Origin of the sequence: Neorhizobium sp. BT27B (genome assembly GCF_050455485.1) — a bacterium.
GTDB lineage: Bacteria > Pseudomonadota > Alphaproteobacteria > Rhizobiales > Rhizobiaceae > Neorhizobium.
Genome location: NZ_JBCIYT010000001.1, coordinates 121,243 through 142,203 on the forward strand (window position 1 = coordinate 121,243; position 20,961 = coordinate 142,203).

Here is a 20,961-nt window from a genome sequence, read left to right on the forward strand (position 1 = left end):
TCAGGCATGAAGGGCGCGGTCGACTTCAGGCACGATCTCAGGGGCACCGATATCGCGACGCATGTAGTTGTCCAGATCGTCGATTTTGTTTGCACGCCACGGCGCCTTGCGCCGCAACGACGCGCCAATCAGCCCTTTCAAGATGGCCCAGGGACCATGACGCTGCCACAAGGCCTCCAGCTGGGCATCGAGAACGTCATCAACCATTAATTGTAATTCACGCATAGCTTTTCCGCCCCGACACGCGCGAGCGGTCAGGTCCTTTCGAAAGTCGGCGACGCGCGCGGACATGCGGACGGCAAAAGGCGCCGAACGGATTAGCCGGTTACGTCAGATTGATTGTGAGATAGCTGCCAAAAGGCGGATTCCGGGCTTTATCAGCCCTTGAATGCCACTCGAAGCATGAGGCGCGGATTGCCGCGCATGGTTCGATTGGATCCGCCATGGAGGCGAGTATGTGCGAAAAATACAGTCATGAAGCGCCTCCTTGTGTTTGCGTTGCGGATGCCGAAAACATGCCACGCTCTTTTTGATCGCGCAAGCCTTCGCAATCGAAAATTGCACTCCGCGAAAAACATGTTGCACGATCGCAACAGATAGCACGCGCAGACCTGCCGTCAGTTCGTGCTGAGGCCAAAGCCCTGCATCAGGCGACGTGTTGCAAAATCCGGGTTGCCGGAGGTGAACACGGCAAAATCGAAATCTTCCGGGTGATCGACCCCATCGACCAGCGGCACCTTGCGACGCGCCTGCCGGGCGATTGCCTCGGCGGGATCGAGCCAATCGACCGGCCATGGCGCAAGACGTCTGAACAGGTTGGCCATGAACGGATAATGCGTGCAAGCCAGCACGACGATATCGGTCTTTTTCCCGTCCATCTCCACGAAACAAGGAGCGATCTCGCTGCGGATATCATCATCGGACAGCGACTCGCCGCGGATATAGGCTTCCGCCATGCGGGCGAGGTTTTCAGAGCCGACCAGACGCACATGGCATTGTGTGGCAAAGGACTGGATGAGATCGCGCGTATAGGCGCGCTTGACGGTGCCGGGCGTCGCCAGCACCGACACAAGACCCGACCGCGTCCGCTCCGCCGCAGGCTTGATGGCCGGCACGGTTCCGACGAATGTCATCTCGGGGAATTTTTCGCGCAGCGCCGCACCGGCCAGCGTGAAGGCGGTATTGCAGGCGATAATGCAGATTTCCGGGCGATAGTCGGAGAGCAGCTTTTCGAACAGCGACAGGATGCGCGACGTCAGCGCCTGCTCTTCCCAGCCGCCATAGGGAAAACCGGCATCGTCGGCGACATAGATGAAGCCGCGTTCCGGCATCAGCACGCGCGCCTCACGCAGCACAGTCAGCCCGCCAATGCCAGAATCGAACACCAGCACCGGCCGCGACATGTTATTCGCCGTCATTCCCCTCGATCTCCGCCTTGTCCGTCGCCTTCTGCTGCCTCGGCACGACCTTGCGCGGCCATTGGCGCGGAAAACGGTCGAGCGAGTTGATCACGCCGCGAAACACGCTGATTTCCTGTTCGGAAAATCCGCGGCGCGAGATGACTGCGCGCAGGTTGTCGATCATTCTGGGCTTTTTCGCGGGCGGATGGAAATAACCGCGGGAATCGAGCGCTTCTTCCAGATGTTCGAACAGGCCAAACACCTGCTCCTTGGTCGAAGGCTTCTGCTCCACCGGATCGAACAGCGTTTCGGACAGATCCTCCATGCCGCACTTCATCCATTCATAGGACATCAGCAGCACGGCCTGGGCGATATTGAGCGACGCAAAGGCCGGATTGACCGGAAAGGTGACGATCTCGTCGGCGAGCGCCACTTCTTCATTGGTCAGGCCCCAGCGTTCGCGGCCGAACAGGATACCGGTCTTTTCGCCGCCCTTGAATTTCTGTTGCAGCGTCTGGCAAGCCACTACCGGCGAGCGCACAGGCTTGAAGCCATAACGTTCGCGCGCCGTCGTCGCGTAGACGAAGTTGAGGTCGGCGGTCGCCTCTTCCAGCGTCTCGTAGACCTTGGTGGCGTCGATGACATGGTCGGCCTTGGAGGCTGCGGCACGCGCCTTTTCGCTCGGCCAACCGTCGCGCGGATTGACGAGGCGCAGTTCGGCCAGGCCAAAATTGGCCATGGCACGCGCCACCATGCCGATGTTTTCGCCAAGCTGCGGCTCGACGAGAATGATGGCTGGGCCTTCGGCGATCAGTTCGCGTTCGCTATTGGTGCCTGACATGAATGCTTCCGGTTGGTTCTGTCCGGCGCGTTCGTCCGGATCGTCTCATATATCTGGGCGGGCAATAGCGCGCATGGCGGCGCGCGGCAAGCGTTCAGGCTTTCGGATAGAGCCGGTCCAGCATGGTCGCGACCATATCGACACCCAGCCGCGCGCCGTCCTTGAACACCGGCAGATGCCGCGAAGGCTGGGCGCGCTCCTGCATCCCGGCGAAAAAACATTCGCTGCGCCGGGCTTTTGCCGCATCGAGTTTAACGAGCGCGGTCTCGACAGCCGTTGCCATGCCCGCCGAGCTTTCGCCGGCAACCACATGGCTGCGGGCAAAGGTGCGCGCCCAGTAGGTGGAGGCCAGAAAGATCGCCAGCGTCTGGCGGATTTTGCCCGGTTTCGTCACCACCGACCAGCTGGTGCCGAACGGTCGCGCCGCCGTCGTCACCTCGCGATAGGCGGCGTCGAGCTCGCTGGAAAGCTCCACCATGCGAAAGCCGCCCTGCCCGTCCTTTGCCGCCACAAGCAGAGCCCTCAGAGCGCTGTACCAGCGGTCAAGCGCACCATCGAGGGTCGAGCGCGTGCTGGCCGGAAATACCAGAAAAGACACAAGCGTGCCGGCCGCGGCGCCGATCAGCGTTTCTTCGACACGCAAAATGAGGACCTCCGTTGTCAGCGTGCCAATCAGGCCGTAGACGAGGCAAAGCGTGATCGACACGAAAAATGTCATCACCGCATAGGAAACCTGCAGCGAATAAAAGGCGAAAAACACCCCGAGCGTGGCAAACACCGTCAGCCACAGCATGTGCCCGCCGAGCAGCGTCGCCAGCGCCAGTCCCATGCCGATGCCGAGCAGCGTGCCGATCGACCGCTGCACGGCCCGCAGTGCCGCGTCACCCCGCGACTTGGCATTGGTAAACACCAGAAACGCTGTCAGCACCGCCCAGAACCAGCGGTCGCGCGACAGCATCAGCCCACAGACCATGGCGATCGCCGAGGCGATGGTGATCTGCAACGCCGCCCGCACCACCGGGTTCTTCAGCGAAAAATCGATGGGTGCGGCAGCCGGTGCATTGTCCATCTCCTGCTGCAGCGAACGGAACTGATCGCGACGCCCCTCCTCGATCATCGCGGACAGCGTCAGACGCGCCTTGTGCAGCCATGTCAGCGCCCGCACGCTTTCGTCGGCGGGCGTGTCGCCGGTATGCAGCCTTTCGAAACCTTCGACGGTTTCGGAATCCTGCTCCAGCACGGCATGCACGAGCGAAAACGGCGGCAGGCTTTCCAGACCGATGACGACCGCACCTTCAGCCGCCAGATGCACGTCGAAAATGGCAGTCGCCATCGCCGCGATCCGTTCCTGGCCGGCATCGATCGCGCCATCAGCGGGACGCGGCAGAAACCCTTCCGCCGTCATCGCCACATCCTTCAGGCGCTCTTCCAGATGCTGCAATTCGCGGCGATCCGCAGGGCTCCATTCGCGCGCGGCAGACAGCACGGCAAGCTTGATCAGGATGGTGTTGACCCGTCCCTGAATACCGATCAGCGACTGCAACAGATCACGCCGGCGATCATCGGTGATCAGCCAGGTGCGCACGACGTGGCCGATGGCAACCGCCACGATCGGCCCCAGCGCTGCAAGCGGCAGGTCGGCAAAGCTTGGACGCAGATAGGCGCCGATGAAATAGGAGGTGAAGGCAAACATGCCGATGGCAAAACCGCGCGGCCCATAAACGCGGGCAAGCGTCGCCAAAAGGATCACGCCCAGAAACACCACGTCGGAAACGTAGCGATTGTCTTCCAGAATGGCCGCAACGCCGACTGCGCAAAGGCTGGCAAGGCAGCCGAGCAGTCTGGTGATCAGCTGATCGCGCGGCTTGCGGTCACGCACCGCCACCCCGCCTTCGATCGACAGGATGATGGCCAGACCGTAGGAGATCGGCGGCAATGGCAGAACCAGCGTATGAAAGGCGATCAGCAGCCCGATCGACAGCAGCATGGTCAGCGTCACGCGGGCCCCCATGCGCAACCGCGAAAAGGCCGGATCCTGCGCCAAAAGCCAGTCGATGATGGAAAAGCGGGCGCGGGTCAGGAAACTGGCAGCCATGTGTCGTCCTTCGGGCGGCATCCCGTCATGTCATCCATAAACCGGATAGTCAGGCAATCACTGGCCCTTGGCCAGTTCCTGCATCTCCGCATAGACGCTGTCGCTTTCGTCGTCGTCATACCGATGGATATCGTCGATGACCGGATGACCGTCTTCGCTGATCACATCGAAATGCACTTTTTCGACGGAATTCTTGATGTCGTCGTCATCCATGCAGGTCCAGAATTTGAAGCTGACGCCGACATCGGTGGCGCCGTCCTTGCCCGGTTTCTGCTCCAGCTTCATGTCCTGAAGCGGACAGCCGTCCTGCGAATTGGTGATCACGTCATAACCGAAGGGATCGCCCGGCTGGCCATTATCCGTGTCATAGGCCGGGTGTTTCGCCGCCTCGTGATAGGCCGCCTGAAAGCGCTTGCTGAACAGCTTTTGCAAAGGCTCGGCATCGAAGATGAACTTCCAGTCGCTTTCGGCACTCTTCCAGTTTTCCGAGGTGATTCGCATCACCTCCTTCACCGGATCGGCGGGGTCGGCAGCCTGGCAAACAGAGGCTGCGACAGAGAAAAGCAGCGCGAGCGAGAGGGTGCGCATCAAAATCAGTCCTTGAGGTGAAAGCGTCGGCAGACCTTAGCCCCGATCCGCATTTTGGCAATAATATTCCTGCAAAAGATCGCGGCTCAAACTCTTTGCGTCACGTCAATGCGATGTTATAGCGCATGCGCAAAGACCATTTTTCCATCCGGGTGTGACCGTTTTTCAACGGCCATTCCATCCAATCTCTCGAACGAGGCAGATATATGAAAAAGATCAAGGTCGCCAATCCCGTTGCAGATCTCGACGGCGATGAAATGACACGCATCATCTGGCAGCTTATCAAGGACAAGCTGATCCATCCGTATCTGGACCTCGAAATCGACTATTTCGACCTTTCCGTCGAAAACCGCGATGCCACCAACGACCAGGTCACGGTCGATGCCGCCCACGCCATCAAGAAGCACGGCGTCGGCATCAAGTGCGCGACGATCACGCCGGACGAAGACCGCGTCAAGGAATTCAACCTCAAGCAGATGTGGAAGAGCCCGAACGGCACGATCCGCAACATTCTGGGCGGCGTCATCTTCCGCGAGCCGATCATCTGCGAAAACGTGCCGCGCCTCGTTCCGGGCTGGACCAAGCCGATCGTTGTCGGCCGTCACGCTTTCGGCGACCAGTACAAGGCAACCGATTTCAAGTTCCCGGGCAAGGGCAAGCTGTCGATCAAGTTCGTCGGCGAAGATGGCCAGGTCATCGAGAAGGACGTCTTTGACGCTCCGAGCGCCGGCGTCGCCATGGCCATGTACAACCTCGACGAATCGATCCGCGAATTCGCCCGCGCTTCGATGATGTACGGCCTGATGCGCAAGTGGCCGGTCTACCTGTCGACCAAGAACACCATTCTCAAGGCCTATGACGGTCGCTTCAAGGACATCTTCGAAGAGATCTACCAGACCGAGTTCAAGACCAAGTTCGACGAAGCCGGCATCACCTACGAACACCGCCTGATCGACGACATGGTCGCCTCGGCCCTGAAGTGGTCCGGCGGTTACGTCTGGGCCTGCAAGAACTACGACGGCGACGTTCAGTCCGACACGGTTGCGCAGGGCTTTGGCTCGCTCGGCCTGATGACCTCGGTTCTGCTGTCGCCGGATGGCCGCACGGTCGAAGCCGAAGCCGCTCACGGCACGGTCACCCGTCACTACCGCCAGCACCAGAAGGGTCAGGAAACCTCGACCAACTCGATCGCTTCGATCTTCGCCTGGACGCGTGGCCTCGCGCACCGCGCCAAGCTGGACGACAACGAGGAACTGGCGAAGTTTGCAGCGACCCTGGAAAAGGTCTGCGTCGACACAGTTGAGGCCGGCTTCATGACCAAGGATCTGGCGCTGCTCATCGGCCCGGATCAGCCTTGGCTGTCGACCACCGCCTTCCTCGACAAGATCGACGAAAATCTTCAGAAGGCCATGGCGTAAGCCCTGGTTTTCGGAATAGATTTGAACGGCGGGGTTTTCCCCGCCGTTTTCTTTTGCGCCGGAGGCAAGCATGAGCAATACCCCGATCGAGATCCGTCCTCTGGTGCAGTCCGACCGTGCGGGCTGGGAGCCGTTGTTCGAAGCCTATCTGCGCTTCTACGAGTCGGAGCTTCCCAAAGACCAATACGACATCACCTGGGCGCGGTTTCACGATGATGCTGAACCTATGTATGTGCTCGGTGCCTTCGATGATGGCAAGCTGGTCGGCATCGTTCACGCCATCTTCCACCGCTCCACTTGGCTGCCGGACACGACCTGCTACCTGCAGGACCTTTATGTCGATGGCAGCCAGCGCGGCCGTGGCGTCGGCGAGGCGCTGATCGAAAAGGTGGCGCTTCTCGCGCGCGATAAAAATGCCGGCCGCCTCTACTGGCTGACACAGGAAGACAATGCCAAGGCGAGACGCCTTTACGACCGTGTGGCGGTTGCGCCCGGCTTCATCCAGTATCGCAAGCCGCTGTAGCGTCATCGCGTAGCCTTCAAGCCGGACGGAGGAGAGAATGGCTGAGAAGATCCTATTTTACACCCACCCGATGTCACGCGGACGCATCGTCCGCTGGATGCTGGAGGAAGTCGGTGTTCCCTATCAGGCGGAAATCCTGCAATTCGGCACAACGATGAAGGATGCCGAATACCGGGCCGTCAACCCGATGGGCAAGGTGCCGGCCATCGTGCATGGCAAGACGGTGGTGACCGAATGCGCCGCCATCTGCGCCTACCTCGCCGACGCCTTTCCAGAGGCCAATCTCGCGCCTCCGCTGAAAGAACGCGGTGATTATTACCGCTGGATGTTCTTTGCCGCCGGCCCGCTGGAAGCTGCCGTCACCAACAGGACCCTTGGTGTGGAAATCGCCAAAGATCGTGAACGCATGGTCGGTTATGGCAATTATGCCGAGGTCATGGCGACGCTTGAACGCGCCGTCGGCGCCCACGACTTTGTCGGTGGCTACCGTTTTTCCGCAGCCGATGTCTATGTCGGCTCACAGATCGGCTGGGGTTTGCAGTTCGGCACGATCGAAAAGCGTCAGGCCTTTGTCGATTATTACGGCCGTCTGTCGGAACGTCCGGCTTACAAACGCGCCACCGAAATCGACGACGCGCTGGTGCGGGAAATCAAGGCTGCAGGTTAAGACCTGCCGCCCTACTGGATCGACGGCTTTTTCAAAAAGCTGTTGCGATCGGCGGAATTGATGCGTAGCCACGCTTCCCGGCCATCGCGCAACACGCGCATCGGGATCTGCGCACCCGCCGGACCACTGCTCCATACTTTTCGATAGAAATCGGCCAGACCGTCGACCTCGCCATCGCGGATCTCCGAGATCACATCGCCGCGTTTCAATCCTGCCTGCGCCGCCGGGCTGCCCTCGGCAACGCTCATGACAACGACCTCGCCATCGCTTTCGGCGGAAAAGGCGCCAAGCCAGGGGCGCGGTTCGCGGTCGATCTCGCCACGGTTCAGGAGATCGTCGAGAATTGGCCGCAGAATGTCGATCGGCACGACCATGTTTATGTCGGTGACTTCGTTGCGCTGGCTCATCTGCAGCCGCAGCGAGCCGACACCAAGCAGCGTGCCTTCCGCATCGAACAGGCCGGCGCCGCCCCAGGACTGATGTGCGGGCGCGATAAAGATTGCCTCTTCCAGCAGATATTCCCAGTAACCGGCAAATTCCTGCTTGGCGACGATCGCCGCCTGCACATAATCACCCGTGCCATCGACGATCACCACCGGTTCGCCAACCTGCGCCTTGGCGGACTCGCCAAGCGGCACTGCGGGCAAATCGAGCGGCCCGAGCGCTTGTACGATGCCAAAGCCGCTTTCCTGATCGTAGGCCAGCGCATGTGCCGGCACCACGCGGCCGTCCTGCAAGGTCAACCAGACATCTTCCGCTTCGGTGATCAGGTAACCGATGGTCAGGACAAGCCCGTTTTCCCGGATGACGATACCACTGCCTTCACGACGCGTTCCGAGAGACCCGGCAGTGAAGGCATCTTCGGGAATGGTTGTGCGGACGGCCACAACGGACCGCAAGATTCTTTCGATATCCATGGTTTTGACCCCGATGAATGGGCCGGGCACCTGATACGGCGCCAGCCAATATGTATGGCCCTAAACGTATGAACTCGTGCTGCGGCGCGCAAGGGTCGGATGTCGCACCACAACCGCAGCAATCGGCAATTATTAAGCATTCGCTCACAGATATATTGCGGGCAATCACGCTTATGTTACTTATCATCAGTCCAGTTCCGGACCCGGGAGACCTCCAGTGACTAAAAAACTCGTTTCCGTCGCGGCGATTATTGTCGGCATCGCGGCGTCGGTCAGTCATGCGCATGCAGAAGACCTTGTCTTCACCCTGAAAAATGCCACCAGTTCGACGCTGGAGCGTTTTTACACTTCGCCAAGTGGTGTCGATGACTGGGAAGATGACGTGTTTGGCCAGGACGTGCTGGAACCCGGCCAGAGCATAAAAATCACCATCGCCGACGGCCGAAGCGTCTGCAAGTATGACATGCGTTTCGAGTTTACCGAGGATTCCAACCTCGACACGACCGAGGATACGCAGGATCTCTGCAAGATGGGTTCCTACACGATCCACGAGTGAGACGGCACCGGTGCCGGTGAGAGGCCAAACCATCACCGGCACTATGCCAATATCTGGGCATTCCCGACCGCGCCCGCGGCCGCTATATCTTTGCCATCACAGGCAATGATGGATTCCCCCGATATGACCGACACCGTCCTCGACCGTTTTCTCCGCTACGTCGTTATCGACACCCAGTCCGACGCCTCTTCGCCCACCCAGCCATCGACCGCCAAACAGCTGACGCTCGGCAAACTGCTGGTGGAGGAATTGCAGGCAATCGGCATCACCGATGCGCATCTCGACGAGCATGGTTATGTCTATGCGACGATCCCGGCCACCTCGACCAAGAACAATGTGCCGGTGATCTGCTTCTGCTCGCATATGGACACCGCACCCGATTTTTCCGGCACCGGCGTCAAGCCACAGGTCATCACGAATTATCAGGGCGGCGACATCGTCCTTCCCGGTGACAAGAGCCGCATCATCAAGGCCAGCGAAAACCCGGAACTGGCCCAAAACATTGGCAATACGATCGTCACTTCGGACGGTACGACGCTGCTCGGCGCCGATGACAAGGCGGGCCTGGCCGAAATCATCACCGCCGCCGAAATACTGATGAACAACCCGGATATCAAACACGGCGCCATCCGCCTTCTGTTCACGCCGGACGAGGAAATTGCGCGAGGCGTCGAAAAAGTCGACCTTGCCAAGCTGGGTGCCGATTTCGGTTATACCGTGGATGGTGAAACACCCGGCCATATCGAGGACGAGACGTTTTCCGCCGACAGCGTCGATATCGCCATCAAGGGCGTCGCCATCCATCCCGGTTTCGCCTTCGGCAAGATGGAAAACGCCATCCGCATCGCCGGCGACATCATCGCAAAACTGCCGCGTGACATGGCGCCCGAGAGCACCAAAGGCAAGCAGGGCTTTATCCACCCGACCGGCGTGTCCGGCGCCATGGAAGGTGCATCAATCCACTTCATCATCCGCGATTTCGTCGATGCAGGCCTGATCGAAAAGGAAGAATTGCTGGAAGGCATGGTCAAGGAGGTCATGGCGACCTACCCCGGCTCGACCTACACATTCAAGGTCACCGAACAGTACCGCAACATGAAAAACGTGCTCAGCGAACATCCACAGATCATGGACTATGCGCTGGAAGCGGTGGAACGCGCCGGCATGAAGGCCGTGCGCGGCAGCATTCGCGGCGGCACCGACGGCTCGCGCCTGACCGCCATGGGCCTGCCCTGCCCTAACATCTTTGCCGGCGGCCATGCTTTTCACTCGCCGCTGGAATGGGTCAGCCATCAGGACATGGACAAGGCCGTCGCAACGCTGGTGGAACTGGCAAAGATCTGGGAAGAGCGCGCCTGAGGGCGACCGGAAAATAAACGCAAAAGGCGGCCTCGACAGCCGCCTTTTCCTCATCCGCCATGGACGCCAATCAGGCCTGCAGGCCGGGAGCTTCGTAACCGGTGCGCTCCACATATTCCGTATAACCGCCGCCATACTGGTGAATGCCATCCGGCGTCAGTTCCAGCACGCGGTTAGATAGTTCGCCGAGGAAATGGCGATCATGGCTGACGAACAGCATCGTGCCTTCATATTCCGACAGCGCCCTGATCAGCATTTCCTTGGTATCGAGATCAAGGTGGTTGGTCGGCTCGTCGAGGACCAGAAAGTTCGGCGGATCGAACAGCATCGCCGCCATAACCAGACGGGCCTTTTCGCCACCCGAAAGCACGCGGCACTTCTTTTCGATGTCGTCACCGGAAAAACCGAAACAGCCCGCCAGCGCCCTGAGCGATCCCTGCCCGGCGCGCGGAAACTCGCTTTCCAGCCATTCGAACACGGTCTGCTCGCCATCCAGCAGGTCCATTGCGTGCTGGGCAAAATATCCCATCTTGACGCTGGCGCCGAGCGCCACCGAGCCCTGATCCGGTTCGGTTGAGCCGGCAATCAGCTTCAGCAGCGTCGATTTTCCGGCACCGTTGATGCCCATGATGCACCAGCGTTCCTTGCGGCGGATCATGAAGTCCAGACCTTCATAGATCGTGCGGCTGCCGTAAGCCTTGTGAACACCCTTGAGGTTGACCACGTCCTCGCCCGAACGCGGTGCCGGCTGGAACTCGAAAGCCACCGTCTGGCGACGCTTCGGCGGCTCGACTCGCTCGATCTTGTCGAGTTTTTTCACGCGGCTCTGCACCTGCGAGGCGTGGCTGGCGCGAGCCTTGAAACGCTCGATAAACTTGATTTCCTTGGCAAGCATCGCCTGCTGGCGCTCGAACTGCGACTGCTGATGTTTTTCGTTGAGAGCGCGCTGCTCCTCGTAAAATCCGTAATCGCCGGAATAGGAGTTGAGCGAGCCGGCATCGATTTCGATAATCTTGCCAACGATGCGGTTCATGAACTCGCGGTCATGCGAGGTCATCAGCAATGCACCGTCATATCCCTTGAGAAATGCTTCCAGCCAGATCAGGCTTTCGATGTCCAGGTGGTTGCTAGGTTCGTCGAGCAGCATCACGTCCGGGCGCATCAGCAGAATGCGGGCCAGCGCGACGCGCATCTTCCAGCCGCCCGAAAGCTTGCCGACATCGCCGTCCATCATCTCCTGACTAAAGCTCAGGCCATCCAGCACTTCGCGGGCGCGGCCTTCCAGACCATACCCGTCCAGTTCCTCGTAACGGGCCTGCACGTCGCCGTAACGCTCGATGATCTGATCCATCTCGTCCATGCGGTCGGGATCGACCATGGCGGCTTCCAGTTCGCGCAGTTCCGCAGCCACGATACTGACCGGGCCGGCCCCTTCCATGACTTCCGCCACGGCGCTGCGGCCGGACATCTCGCCGACATCCTGGTTGAAATAACCGATGGTGATGCCCTTATCGACCGACACCTGGCCTTCATCCGGCTCTTCGCTGCCGGTGATCATGCGGAACAGCGTCGTCTTGCCGGCGCCGTTGGGCCCGACCAGACCGATCTTTTCGCCGCGGTTGAGTGCAGCGGTCGCCTCGATGAAAAGAATGCGGTGGCTGTTCGACTTGCTGATGTTTTCGATGCGGATCATGGCTGCCGGTTCGGAAAATGGAAATCGGCTGCCTTATGTCATGGGTGCTGAAGAAAGTCGCGAGGGATTCAGCAAGAAAGCTCTCTACTCACCGGCGTGGCGGTTTGGGCGCGTCTTTTTTTCCACATAACGGGAGTAAAAGGCGATCGCCAGGCCGAGCGCGCCGACTAGGGGCGGCAGAATGTACCAGAAAAATATGTATGCGGACGTCATGACCTCAATCCTCCGAGAACAATCCGGCCCGCAAAATGTAATGCAAGAGCGCCAACAAGCCAACTGGCGATATCGATGATGGCGGACCACCCCACATTCATGGCCATCAATGCGGGAAGTTGAGTAACGACACCCACGGCCAGACAAGCGGTGGACAACCGGTCGAAAGAGGCCGCCAAATATTTCGTACGTTCATTATGAATGAGATCCACCGCAATGCCCCCTCAACCCGAAATGCATCAACATTAATGCAACTGCGGTCAGGCAATGCAACCCACCACCAAAACACGAAAAAGGCCGGGCTGTTTCCAACCCGGCCTTCATGATGTCTATCCGAAAAGGATTATTCGGCGCTGTCTTCAGCGGCCTTCTTCTTCGGAGCAGCCTTCTTCTTCGGAGCGGCGTCTTCGCCTTCGGCAGCGTCGTCAGCCTTGGCAGCAGCCTTCTTCTTCGAAGCAGCCTTCTTGGGCTTTTCCGAAGCATCGTCCTCGTCGTCGGCCATCAGCTCTTCCTTGCTGACGGTCTTGTCGGTGACGTCAACTTCGGAGAGCAGCTTGTCGATGACCTTCTCTTCGAAGATCGGAGCGCGCAGCGAAGCGGAGGCGCCCGGCGTGTTGCGGAAGAAATCAAGAATTTCCTTCTGCTGGCCCGGGAACTGCTGCAGCTGGGCGTAAAGCGCGCGCTGCATTTCTTCCTCGGTTACTTCGACGCCGGCCTTTTCGCCGATTTCGGAGAGAACCAGGCCGAGACGAACGCGGCGTTCAGCCAGCTTGGTGTATTCGGCGCGGGCTTCTTCCTCGGTCGTGTCTTCATCGGCAAAGGTCTTGCCGGACTGTGCGAGGTCGGTGTTGATCTGGCGCCAGATGTTTTCGAACTCGGCGTCGACCAGGCCCTGCGGCGCGTCGAACTTGTACATTTCGTCGAGCTGGTCAAGGATCTGACGCTTGACTTTCTGACGGGTCACGTTGCCGTACTGGCCTTCGATCTGACCGCGAACGATTTCCTTCAGCTTGTCAGCCGATTCGAGACCGAGCTTCGAAGCCAGGTCATCGTTGATTTCCAGTTCGGCTGCAGCAGCAACGTCCTTGACGGTGATGTCGAAGGTGGCTTCCTTGCCGGCCAGGTTTGCAGCCGGGTATTCAGTCGGGAAGGTCACGGTGATGACCTTCTCATCGCCAGCCTTGACGCCGACCAGCTGGTCTTCGAAGCCCGGGATGAAGCGGTTGGAACCGATGACCAGTTCGGCATCTTCGGCGGCGCCGCCATCAAAGGCTTCGCCATCGACCTTGCCGAGGTAGTTCATGGTGACACGGTCGCCTTCGGCGGCCTTGCCCTTCTTGGTTTCGTACGAGCGAGCGCTTTCGGCGATCTTGAGGATCTGCTCGTTGACTTCGTCTTCGGCAACTTCGACGACTTCGCGGGTGACCTTGATGCCGCTTGTCGGCTTCAGTTCGATCGCCGGGATGACTTCGTAAGCGAGTGTGAATTCGAAATCGATTTCGGCGTTGAGGATCTTGTCGGCTTCAGCTTCGTCCTCGGTCATGGAGACCGACGGCTGGGTTGCGGACTTTTCACCACGATCCGACAGGATCTGGCTCGGACGCTCACGAACGATCTCGTTGACGAGTTCAGCCATGATCGACTTGCCGTGCATCTTCTTGAGATGCGAAACCGGCACTTTGCCCGGACGGAAGCCGTTGATGCGGACCTTATCCTTGGCGTCTGCGAGGCGCACGTTCAGCTGCGCTTCCATGTCCTTGGCCGGGATGACGACCTTGAGTTCGCGCTTCAGGCCCTCGGAGAGGGTTTCGGTAACCTGCATTGTCTAACCTTCATATCAAACAGCTGTGTGCACACGGCCGTGGTTTCGATCGCACGGTCCCGGAACGCAGCCGGCCGTGGCTTCAGATACAATCTCGGACGCAACCGGAGAGCGTCAGCAATTCTATGGCCCTGATTAGGCTCCAACTGCCAGCTCTGCGGTCCTGGTGCGGGTAGAGAGACTTGAACTCCCACGCCTTGCGGCACCAGAACCTAAATCTGGCGTGTCTACCAATTTCACCATACCCGCGCACCGAACCGCGACGAAAATCCTCAGATCAGAGGCCTTCCGGAGCGCGCGTCTCTATATCACCCGTTTTTCAGCACGCAAAGGAAAAATGACAGGTTTTGCACGGCTGCACGGCGGCGGACTAAAGGCTAGCATAACAAGTAAGCCCAATCGGCGCATCTCGCCCTGAGAACATAAGGCAACAGCCCTGCATCACGGCATTCACGACAGCTCTGCGGGTTTTTGCGGCATTTACCAAAAAGCCATGCAAAAGCTGCAGACCATGCGTTCCGAGTTTGCACTGCACATGCAGCAGGTATCGTCTATAACTCAGCCATGCAGGCAATACATATCGTCTGCAGCGGCAGGCGGCCGGGCAGCAGTGCCAAATCACCCTCAAGCAAAAGCTTGCGAAACAGAATTCGGGGTTGCGCATCTCCTCCTAAGCGCCGCCTCGATAGACTAGCGCCCCTCCTCCTCCCGGTCGCTGGTCGTTTCCTCCAACGCCCACCGGATCTCCTCCCCCGGTGGGCGTTTCTCATTGCGCAAATTCAGCCGGATTGCAGCATCAGTCGCCGCGCGACGGTGCATTTGCCTTTATTTTGTACAGTTCCCTAATGCGATTTAACCAGGCCTGCACAAAACGCATGGGTGACCTCTGGGAAACGCGCTTTTATCGCGCCTAAATCGATTTATATTCCAATTCATGAAATTGACGCCGGTCAAGAACTGAACCGGCAAGCCTCAAAAAAGGAATTCGCCATGAACATCGCTCGCTCGCTCACCAACTGGCGCAAGTACCGTCAGACCGTTACCGAACTCGGCCGCATGTCGGACCGCGAACTGCACGACCTCGGCATCGGCCGTGGCGACATCCGTCGCGTTGCACGCACTGCCGTCGGCAACTAATTCCTCAAGCCCGCGAGGGCTTTGACGGACATCAAAAGAGCGCCCCTCGCCGGGCGCTTTTTTTGTGCTTTGTTCTTGCCACAATTCCGCCCTGCCCTGCACGAGAAAGCATCAAAGCGCTTTTTTTGTTCAACGTGCTGCACATTTGCATGGCAGTCGCCGATTTTTTGCACTGCGTTCTCTTGTTATCTGGCTGTATAAGACCCTCATCCGCTGAAGCAACAACGCGTTCGGCACCAGATCACTCGAGGAAAACCATGAACCCGATCCGCATCGCCAAGAACTGGATCAGCTACCGCCGCACCATGAACGAGCTCGGCAACCTGTCGAACCAGGCCCTGACCGACATCGGCCTGACGCGCTACGACATCCGTAACGTTGCTGCCCGTTCCTACCGCTAAGCATATCCTCGCGGCATGAGGCCGCGTTCATGGGGATGTCGATTGACCGATATCCCTTCGACGGCGCCCACGAGGCGCCGTTCGCATGTCTGGCACATGCTTTTCTTCATCACCTGATCCCTTTGGGAAAAGCTTTCCAGTTGGATGGCGAATGCGCACATGATAATGAGCGCGCCATGACAAACACGCTCCCCTCTCCCATTCACGTTATCGGTGGCGGCCTTGCCGGTTCCGAAGCCGCCTGGCAGATCGCCAGCGCCGGCGTCCCCGTCATCCTGCACGAGATGCGCGGCACCCGCGGCACCGATGCCCACAAGACCGATGGCCTGGCCGAACTGGTCTGCTCCAATTCCTTCCGCTCCGATGACGCGACCGCCAATGCCGTCGGAGTCATCCATGCGGAAATGCGGCTTGCCGGTTCGCTGATCATGTCCTGCGCCGACAAGAACCAGGTTCCGGCCGGTGGCGCACTCGCCGTCGATCGTGACGGGTTTTCCGATGCCGTCACGGCCGCAATCCACGAACATCCGCTGATTACGGTGGTGCGCGAGGAAGTGACTGGCCTGCCCCCGCAAGACTGGGATCTCGCCGTCGTCGCGACCGGCCCGCTCACCTCGCCGGATCTGGCGGCCTCCATCCAGAGCGAGACCGGCAAGGATGCGCTCGCCTTTTTCGACGCCATCGCGCCGATCATCCATCGCGATTCGATCAACATGGATGTCTGCTGGTACCAGTCGCGTTACGACAAGGTCGGGCCCGGCGGCACGGGCAAGGATTATATCAACTGCCCGCTCGACAAGGATCAGTATGACGCCTTCATCGATGCCCTGATTGCCGGCGACACGGTCGGCTTCAAGGAATGGGAAGGCACGCCCTATTTCGACGGCTGCCTGCCGATCGAGGTGATGGCGGAACGTGGCCGGGAAACCCTGCGTCACGGCCCGATGAAGCCAATGGGACTGACCAATGCGCATAACCCGACCGTCAAGGCCTATGCTGTCGTGCAGTTGCGGCAGGATAATGCGCTGGGCACGCTCTACAACATGGTCGGCTTCCAGACGAAGCTGAAATACGGCGCACAGGCGGAGATCATTCGCCTGATTCCCGGCCTCGAAAACGCGGAATTCGCCCGTCTCGGCGGCCTGCATCGCAATACCTACATCCAGTCGCCGGTTCTGCTCGACAATTCGCTGACGCTGAAAAGCCGCAAGGGCCTGCGTTTCGCCGGTCAGATCACCGGCTGCGAGGGTTATGTCGAAAGCGCTGCCGTCGGTCTGCTGGCCGGTCGTTTTGCCGCCGCCGAACGCCATGGTCAGGAGCCATCGCTGCCGCCCGCCACCACCGCACTCGGTTCGCTGCTCAACCACATCACCGGCGGCCACATCATGTCCGATGACGAACCGGGCAAGCGCTCGTTCCAGCCGATGAACATCAATTTCGGGCTTTTCCCGGAACTGGAGCCGGGCTCGATCGTCAAGCCGGAAGGCGTCAAGCGCTTTCGCGGCAAGGACAAGACGATCATGAAGCGGCAGCTGGTCTCGGCCCGCGCGCTGAAAGATTGCGCGGAATGGCTCGGCAAGACGCTCTGATCTTCCACGTGATACCAAGACGAGAAAAAGCCCGCTGATGCGGGCTTTTTCGATAGGTCTCGCACGCTTTTCTCTCAGGCCAGCGGGCGCTCGTCAGCCTTGCCGTCTTCGACAACGGCCTTATCCTCGGCGCTAACATAATTGCCGAGCAGCCACAGGCCGACCTCTGCCGCGATTTCATGGCTTGGAAATACGAATTCGCCATTTTGCGTCGGCGCATCGAGGAACTCGATAACAAAACCCTTGCCATCCGGCGTGCTGGTCGCCCGCGCGCGGCCGGGCTGAATGACGTGGCAGGAATAGTGGCGACCGTAATTGCGCATCACGCCGGCCTTGCCGTCATGCAGGCGAATGAACACTGCCTTGCCATCCACCGTTTCGTGGAGGGCGCGAATGGCTTCCGTCGGAAAGGCGCGGCCGAATTCCAGAATCGCAAGACCGGGATCGTGGCGTTCACCATCTTCGCGATCCTTGGCCATGCGCGTGACGTAATAGGCCAAGGCGATAACGATAACGCCGATGATCAACCAACTGACGAGGCTCATCTTTCCTCCCGAGAACAACCCGCACCGTTGCGGCATACCGCCACTAGAGCATCAGGCTTGCGCGAGCTTGGTCCTGCGACAAAATAGTTTGCAGAGTTTAGCAGATAGACGCAGGCGGAACAAAGGGGTGCCAGCCTCCTAGAGCAGGCCGCAGCTAATATGCACCACTCTGCCGGAGCAGGTTTTCGTCAGGGCAGAGGCGATTGGCGAAGTGCATACCCGAAGGTACGTGCGAGCCGATCGCCTCTGATCCTGGCGCAAAGATGCCCGGCCCCTTCGGGGTTGGCTGATACGGGCCGCCTATTCGTTCGGCCGGCTTGGCCGTATGCTTTGGCTACGACGCGCGCCGGCCGAACGAATATCCGACTCCGTCTAAGCCAACAGAATGGCGCAGATTAGCTGCGACCTGCTCTAGCTCAGATGCTGCGGCGGACGAGCGCCATCACCATGCGCAACTGCCGGCGCCATTGCAGCGGCAACAGAGGTTGATGAACGGCACCAGCGCCCAGTTTGCGCGCTCTTTTCAGCACCGTCTCCGCCGTTGTTGGCGGCAGAAAAGCGGGCATGACGGCCGCCGGGATTTTCCCCAAGGCACGCGCCTTCGTCAGGTGGTCGAGGCCGAGACCCGCAAAAGCCTCGATGGCAGCCGAGATGTGCACCTTGTCGTCACCGGCAAGAAAGGTCTCGCGATCGAGGCCGACAGCTGCCAGAAGATCGAGCGGCACGTAAAGCTGGCCGCGAGCCGAATGGTTCGGCATCAAAAGCAGCGCACCGGCAATCGCGTGTGCGACACCCGCATGGCCTGCCACTTGCGCCGATGCGGCCGCATCCGATGGCGACAGGATAAGGCCTGCCAGTTGGATCAGCGCCGAGGCGGTCTCGCCGGCATATCCTTCCAGCGCATTGCGATCCGGAAACGCGTCATCATAGAGGTCGAAGATACGGGCATCGAGCATGTCGATAAAGGTCTGACGCGGCAGGCGGTATTTTTCGACGGCAGCGAATAGTGCTGCGGCCACCGGATTGGCCTCGGCCTCTTCGTTCGGGCCTTCCTCAAACTGGCCACGCCACCATTGCAGGCGGATTTCACCGGCCAGAGGCTGGCGAATGACATCGCGGATCCTGGCGATTTCGGCATTGAAGGCATAAAGCGCTGCCAGCGCATCGCGCTTGTCCGGCGGCGAGAGCAGGCAGGCGAGATAACGGTCGCGGTCGGTGGCACGCAACGTCGACAGGCAGATGTCTGAAATGGTTTCGCCCGATGCGCTCACGGAGCGTTCATCCTTGGATGCGCTTCAGTCGACCGCGATCAGGGCAGCCGCCACCGGTCGCGATTCCATCAGCATGATATTGTAGGTGCGAACTGCCGCCCCGGTACTCATCGGGTCGGACGCGATACCGTGTTCCTTGAACACCGCTTTCAGCGCAGCCGGAATGGGCCGCATATCATTGCCGGTACCAAGAAGCAGGAATTCGATCTCACCGGCATCAGCCAGAACCTTTTCGAAGGCGGCAACATCAAGCGCATCGCCTTCGGAAAAATCCCAACCATAGATGCCGGAAGGAAGACAAAGGATCGAGCCGCGATGCGACATGTCGGCGAAGCGAAAACCGCCATTGCCATAAACGTCGATCTCGGCCCGGCCCGGAAAATGTGCGTCGCGGATCTGTAGAGGTTTCATCGGAAAGGATGCCCTTTATCGGATATCGCGACGCGCGGGTTTCAAACGTTATTACTTGGCAGCTTCGGTCTTGACCGGCTCGCCCTTGACGCGGACTTCGGCAACGTAAGAGCGCAGGACGCGAACGCGGACGTTTTCGGCGATTTCGACTTCGACTTCGTTGTCGTCGATGACCTTGGTCACCTTGCCGGAAATGCCGCCGCCGAGAACGACCTGGTCACCACGGCGGATCGCCGACAGGGTTTCCTGACGCTTCTTCATCTGGGCGCGCTGCGGGCGGATCAGGAAGAAGTACCAGACAACCATCAGCGGTGCGAAAAGGAAAAGCATTTCAAGGCCGGAGCCGAATGCGCCACCGGCTGCGGGGGCTGCACCACTGGCTTGGGCAAATGCCTCAGTAATAAACATCGAAAACTCCCAGATTGACGCTATACGCGTAGAAAGCCGTAAAGGCCGCCGAAATATAGTAACCGCTGCCCCGAATGCAACAGAGACACCGGGTCGCGGGCTTGTTCGGCGTACCGTTTCAAAGCCTCCTACCCTTTCGAGCCATCAAAGGCCATGCTACCGCCGGTCGAATACACAAAAAACCCGCACCACGAGGCCGATATGACCGACGAAAACACCGCTCTTCTGCTGGCCGAAATACGCCGCCTTGCCGATGCGCTGGATCGGCTCGCCGGCCCGCCACCGGCGGTAAACGACTGGAATGCCGCGGATTGTTTCGTCTGGGTACCGTCGAACCAGTATCTTCAGCCCGTTCCTCGCCCCAATCGTGTGGCGCTGACGCTGATCCGCGGCGTCGATCACGTACGCGATATCCTGCATGAAAACACGCAGCGTTTTGCCGAAGGTTATCCGGCAAACAATGTGCTTCTCTGGGGCGCGCGCGGCATGGGCAAGTCGTCGCTGGTGAAGGCCGTTCACGAAGATGTGCGCGGCCAGACCGGCGTTGCACTGAAGCTGATCGAGGTCCACCGCGAGGATATCGCCACTCTGCCGGCGCTTCTCGAGGTTCTGAAAAAGTCCGGCCAGCGCGTCATCCTGTTCTGTGACGACCTTTCCTTCGACCATGACGACACCGCCTACAAGTCTCTGAAGGCAGCACTCGACGGCGGCATCGAGGGCCGGCCGGACAATGTGCTGTTCTACGCCACCTCCAACCGCCGCCACCTTCTGCCACGCAACATGATGGAAAACGAGCAGTCGACGGCCATCAACCCGTCCGAGGCTGTGGAAGAAAAAGTATCGCTGTCGGACCGGTTTGGTCTGTGGCTCGGCTTCCACAAATGCAGCCAGGACGATTATCTGACGATGATCGACGGGTATGCCGATCATTTCGACCTCGGCCTCGATCGGGAGACGCTGCATCATCAGGCACTGGAATGGGCAACAACGCGTGGCGGCCGCTCCGGCCGTGTCGCATGGCAGTATATCCAGGATCTCGCCGGGCGCCTGCGCAAGCCGCTCACCGGCAAATAATCACCAGACAACCAGACGCAAAAAAGCCCGGCA

23 protein-coding genes and 1 tRNA gene are annotated in these 20,961 nt (G+C 59.5%); 9 read left to right on the forward strand and 15 right to left on the reverse strand.

The window, feature by feature from the left end; translation table 11 throughout:
- From AAIH70_RS00630 to AAIH70_RS00650, 5 genes are all read right to left on the reverse strand, one after another.
- Positions 1 to 225 carry a hypothetical protein gene (locus AAIH70_RS00630; protein WP_132273432.1) on the reverse strand — a complete coding sequence of 75 codons (225 nt, stop codon included), beginning with the start codon at positions 223 to 225 and terminating at the stop codon, positions 1 to 3.
- A 392-nt stretch (positions 226 to 617) separates the two neighbouring features.
- Complete coding sequence (gene murI / locus AAIH70_RS00635) at positions 618 to 1,418, reverse strand: glutamate racemase (RefSeq protein WP_132273431.1); 801 nt, start codon at positions 1,416 to 1,418, stop codon at positions 618 to 620.
- Positions 1,405 to 2,241 carry an RNA methyltransferase gene (locus AAIH70_RS00640; RefSeq protein WP_132273430.1) on the reverse strand — a complete coding sequence of 279 codons (837 nt, stop codon included), beginning with the start codon at positions 2,239 to 2,241 and terminating at the stop codon, positions 1,405 to 1,407. The genes murI and AAIH70_RS00640 overlap by 14 nt, the downstream gene beginning before the upstream one ends.
- A gap of 94 nt (positions 2,242 to 2,335) precedes the next feature.
- Complete coding sequence (locus AAIH70_RS00645; RefSeq protein ID WP_132273429.1) at positions 2,336 to 4,336, reverse strand: FUSC family protein; 2,001 nt, start codon at positions 4,334 to 4,336, stop codon at positions 2,336 to 2,338.
- Positions 4,337 to 4,393: 57 nt separating this feature from the next.
- Positions 4,394 to 4,924, reverse strand: coding sequence for a hypothetical protein (locus AAIH70_RS00650; protein WP_132273428.1), 531 nt, complete (start codon positions 4,922 to 4,924; stop codon positions 4,394 to 4,396).
- Between the two features lie 206 nt (positions 4,925 to 5,130).
- On the opposite strand from AAIH70_RS00650, the gene AAIH70_RS00655 reads away from it, so the two are divergent.
- The 3 genes from AAIH70_RS00655 (at position 5,131) to AAIH70_RS00665 (ending at position 7,532) form a co-directional block, all read left to right on the forward strand.
- On the forward strand, positions 5,131 to 6,342 hold the full coding sequence (locus AAIH70_RS00655) for an NADP-dependent isocitrate dehydrogenase (RefSeq protein WP_132273427.1): 1,212 nt from the start codon (positions 5,131 to 5,133) through the stop codon (positions 6,340 to 6,342).
- A 70-nt stretch (positions 6,343 to 6,412) separates the two neighbouring features.
- The gene (locus AAIH70_RS00660) at positions 6,413 to 6,865 is read left to right on the forward strand and encodes a GNAT family N-acetyltransferase (RefSeq protein WP_132273426.1); all 453 of its coding nucleotides are present in this window, start codon (positions 6,413 to 6,415) and stop codon (positions 6,863 to 6,865) included.
- Positions 6,866 to 6,902: 37 nt separating this feature from the next.
- Positions 6,903 to 7,532 (forward strand): glutathione S-transferase family protein, encoded by a 630-nt coding sequence (locus tag AAIH70_RS00665; protein WP_132273425.1) that lies wholly within the window; start codon positions 6,903 to 6,905, stop codon positions 7,530 to 7,532.
- An 11-nt stretch (positions 7,533 to 7,543) separates the two neighbouring features.
- Here the strand turns inward: AAIH70_RS00665 and AAIH70_RS00670 are convergent, their stop codons facing one another.
- Positions 7,544 to 8,449, reverse strand: coding sequence for a S1C family serine protease (locus AAIH70_RS00670; protein ID WP_132273424.1), 906 nt, complete (start codon positions 8,447 to 8,449; stop codon positions 7,544 to 7,546).
- 217 nt (positions 8,450 to 8,666) lie between these two features.
- On the opposite strand from AAIH70_RS00670, the gene AAIH70_RS00675 reads away from it, so the two are divergent.
- A complete protein-coding gene (locus tag AAIH70_RS00675; protein WP_165931993.1) occupies positions 8,667 to 9,005 on the forward strand; it encodes a hypothetical protein in 339 nt (112 codons plus the stop codon).
- Between the two features lie 123 nt (positions 9,006 to 9,128).
- Positions 9,129 to 10,364: a peptidase T gene (pepT, locus tag AAIH70_RS00680; protein ID WP_132273423.1), complete on the forward strand. Its 1,236-nt coding sequence runs from the start codon at positions 9,129 to 9,131 to the stop codon at positions 10,362 to 10,364.
- Between the two features lie 70 nt (positions 10,365 to 10,434).
- On the opposite strand, the gene AAIH70_RS00685 is transcribed toward pepT, so the two are convergent.
- The 5 genes from AAIH70_RS00685 to AAIH70_RS00705 form a co-directional block, all read right to left on the reverse strand.
- Entirely contained in the window at positions 10,435 to 12,057 is a 1,623-nt protein-coding gene (locus AAIH70_RS00685) for an ABC-F family ATP-binding cassette domain-containing protein (RefSeq protein ID WP_132273422.1), read from the reverse strand.
- A gap of 84 nt (positions 12,058 to 12,141) precedes the next feature.
- Complete coding sequence (locus AAIH70_RS00690; protein ID WP_281033579.1) at positions 12,142 to 12,270, reverse strand: hypothetical protein; 129 nt, start codon at positions 12,268 to 12,270, stop codon at positions 12,142 to 12,144.
- Positions 12,267 to 12,482 (reverse strand): hypothetical protein, encoded by a 216-nt coding sequence (locus AAIH70_RS00695; RefSeq protein ID WP_132273421.1) that lies wholly within the window; start codon positions 12,480 to 12,482, stop codon positions 12,267 to 12,269. Before AAIH70_RS00695 ends, AAIH70_RS00690 begins: the two co-directional genes overlap by 4 nt.
- Before the next feature lie 131 nt (positions 12,483 to 12,613).
- Positions 12,614 to 14,092: a trigger factor gene (gene tig / locus AAIH70_RS00700; RefSeq protein WP_132273420.1), complete on the reverse strand. Its 1,479-nt coding sequence runs from the start codon at positions 14,090 to 14,092 to the stop codon at positions 12,614 to 12,616.
- A 164-nt stretch (positions 14,093 to 14,256) separates the two neighbouring features.
- Positions 14,257 to 14,341, reverse strand: a tRNA-Leu gene (locus AAIH70_RS00705).
- A 741-nt stretch (positions 14,342 to 15,082) separates the two neighbouring features.
- On the opposite strand from AAIH70_RS00705, the gene AAIH70_RS00710 reads away from it, so the two are divergent.
- The 3 genes from AAIH70_RS00710 to trmFO all read left to right on the forward strand — a co-directional run bounded on the left by AAIH70_RS00710 (position 15,083) and on the right by trmFO (position 17,219).
- Positions 15,083 to 15,229: a DUF1127 domain-containing protein gene (locus tag AAIH70_RS00710; protein WP_165931992.1), complete on the forward strand. Its 147-nt coding sequence runs from the start codon at positions 15,083 to 15,085 to the stop codon at positions 15,227 to 15,229.
- 257 nt (positions 15,230 to 15,486) lie between these two features.
- Positions 15,487 to 15,630: a DUF1127 domain-containing protein gene (locus tag AAIH70_RS00715; RefSeq protein WP_132273419.1), complete on the forward strand. Its 144-nt coding sequence runs from the start codon at positions 15,487 to 15,489 to the stop codon at positions 15,628 to 15,630.
- 176 nt (positions 15,631 to 15,806) lie between these two features.
- The gene (gene trmFO, locus AAIH70_RS00720; protein WP_132273418.1) at positions 15,807 to 17,219 is read left to right on the forward strand and encodes a methylenetetrahydrofolate--tRNA-(uracil(54)-C(5))-methyltransferase (FADH(2)-oxidizing) TrmFO; all 1,413 of its coding nucleotides are present in this window, start codon (positions 15,807 to 15,809) and stop codon (positions 17,217 to 17,219) included.
- Positions 17,220 to 17,293: 74 nt separating this feature from the next.
- Here the strand turns inward: trmFO and AAIH70_RS00725 are convergent, their stop codons facing one another.
- The 4 genes from AAIH70_RS00725 to yajC all read right to left on the reverse strand — a co-directional run bounded on the left by AAIH70_RS00725 (position 17,294) and on the right by yajC (position 19,854).
- Positions 17,294 to 17,764: a hypothetical protein gene (locus tag AAIH70_RS00725; RefSeq protein WP_132273417.1), complete on the reverse strand. Its 471-nt coding sequence runs from the start codon at positions 17,762 to 17,764 to the stop codon at positions 17,294 to 17,296.
- 416 nt (positions 17,765 to 18,180) lie between these two features.
- The gene (locus AAIH70_RS00730) at positions 18,181 to 19,035 is read right to left on the reverse strand and encodes a phytoene/squalene synthase family protein (RefSeq protein ID WP_132273416.1); all 855 of its coding nucleotides are present in this window, start codon (positions 19,033 to 19,035) and stop codon (positions 18,181 to 18,183) included.
- A 24-nt stretch (positions 19,036 to 19,059) separates the two neighbouring features.
- A complete protein-coding gene (locus AAIH70_RS00735; RefSeq protein ID WP_132273415.1) occupies positions 19,060 to 19,446 on the reverse strand; it encodes an Mth938-like domain-containing protein in 387 nt (128 codons plus the stop codon).
- A 51-nt stretch (positions 19,447 to 19,497) separates the two neighbouring features.
- Entirely contained in the window at positions 19,498 to 19,854 is a 357-nt protein-coding gene (gene yajC / locus AAIH70_RS00740; protein WP_132273414.1) for a preprotein translocase subunit YajC, read from the reverse strand.
- Positions 19,855 to 20,055: 201 nt separating this feature from the next.
- On the opposite strand from yajC, the gene AAIH70_RS00745 reads away from it, so the two are divergent.
- A complete protein-coding gene (locus AAIH70_RS00745) occupies positions 20,056 to 20,928 on the forward strand; it encodes an ATP-binding protein (RefSeq protein WP_132273413.1) in 873 nt (290 codons plus the stop codon).
- Positions 20,929 to 20,961: the final 33 nt, after the last annotated feature.

Excerpts from the sequence above, each read along its gene's own strand:
- AAIH70_RS00735 (WP_132273415.1), bottom strand. The coding sequence starts at position 19,446 with ATGAAACCTCTACAGATCCGCGACGCACATTTTCCGGGCCGGGCCGAG.
- AAIH70_RS00630 (WP_132273432.1), bottom strand. The coding sequence starts at position 225 with ATGCGTGAATTACAATTAATGGTTGATGACGTTCTCGATGCCCAGCTG.
- AAIH70_RS00745 (WP_132273413.1), top strand. The coding sequence starts at position 20,056 with ATGACCGACGAAAACACCGCTCTTCTGCTGGCCGAAATACGCCGCCTT.
- AAIH70_RS00655 (WP_132273427.1), top strand. The coding sequence starts at position 5,131 with ATGAAAAAGATCAAGGTCGCCAATCCCGTTGCAGATCTCGACGGCGAT.
- AAIH70_RS00710 (WP_165931992.1), top strand. The coding sequence starts at position 15,083 with ATGAACATCGCTCGCTCGCTCACCAACTGGCGCAAGTACCGTCAGACC.
- AAIH70_RS00665 (WP_132273425.1), top strand. The coding sequence starts at position 6,903 with ATGGCTGAGAAGATCCTATTTTACACCCACCCGATGTCACGCGGACGC.
- AAIH70_RS00685 (WP_132273422.1), bottom strand. The coding sequence starts at position 12,057 with ATGATCCGCATCGAAAACATCAGCAAGTCGAACAGCCACCGCATTCTT.
- tig (WP_132273420.1), bottom strand. The coding sequence starts at position 14,092 with ATGCAGGTTACCGAAACCCTCTCCGAGGGCCTGAAGCGCGAACTCAAG.
- AAIH70_RS00690 (WP_281033579.1), bottom strand. The coding sequence starts at position 12,270 with ATGACGTCCGCATACATATTTTTCTGGTACATTCTGCCGCCCCTAGTC.
- AAIH70_RS00660 (WP_132273426.1), top strand. The coding sequence starts at position 6,413 with ATGAGCAATACCCCGATCGAGATCCGTCCTCTGGTGCAGTCCGACCGT.
- AAIH70_RS00725 (WP_132273417.1), bottom strand. The coding sequence starts at position 17,764 with ATGAGCCTCGTCAGTTGGTTGATCATCGGCGTTATCGTTATCGCCTTG.
- AAIH70_RS00715 (WP_132273419.1), top strand. The coding sequence starts at position 15,487 with ATGAACCCGATCCGCATCGCCAAGAACTGGATCAGCTACCGCCGCACC.
- pepT (WP_132273423.1), top strand. The coding sequence starts at position 9,129 with ATGACCGACACCGTCCTCGACCGTTTTCTCCGCTACGTCGTTATCGAC.
- murI (WP_132273431.1), bottom strand. The coding sequence starts at position 1,418 with ATGACGGCGAATAACATGTCGCGGCCGGTGCTGGTGTTCGATTCTGGC.
- AAIH70_RS00670 (WP_132273424.1), bottom strand. The coding sequence starts at position 8,449 with ATGGATATCGAAAGAATCTTGCGGTCCGTTGTGGCCGTCCGCACAACC.
- AAIH70_RS00645 (WP_132273429.1), bottom strand. The coding sequence starts at position 4,336 with ATGGCTGCCAGTTTCCTGACCCGCGCCCGCTTTTCCATCATCGACTGG.
- AAIH70_RS00650 (WP_132273428.1), bottom strand. The coding sequence starts at position 4,924 with ATGCGCACCCTCTCGCTCGCGCTGCTTTTCTCTGTCGCAGCCTCTGTT.
- AAIH70_RS00640 (WP_132273430.1), bottom strand. The coding sequence starts at position 2,241 with ATGTCAGGCACCAATAGCGAACGCGAACTGATCGCCGAAGGCCCAGCC.
- trmFO (WP_132273418.1), top strand. The coding sequence starts at position 15,807 with ATGACAAACACGCTCCCCTCTCCCATTCACGTTATCGGTGGCGGCCTT.
- yajC (WP_132273414.1), bottom strand. The coding sequence starts at position 19,854 with ATGTTTATTACTGAGGCATTTGCCCAAGCCAGTGGTGCAGCCCCCGCA.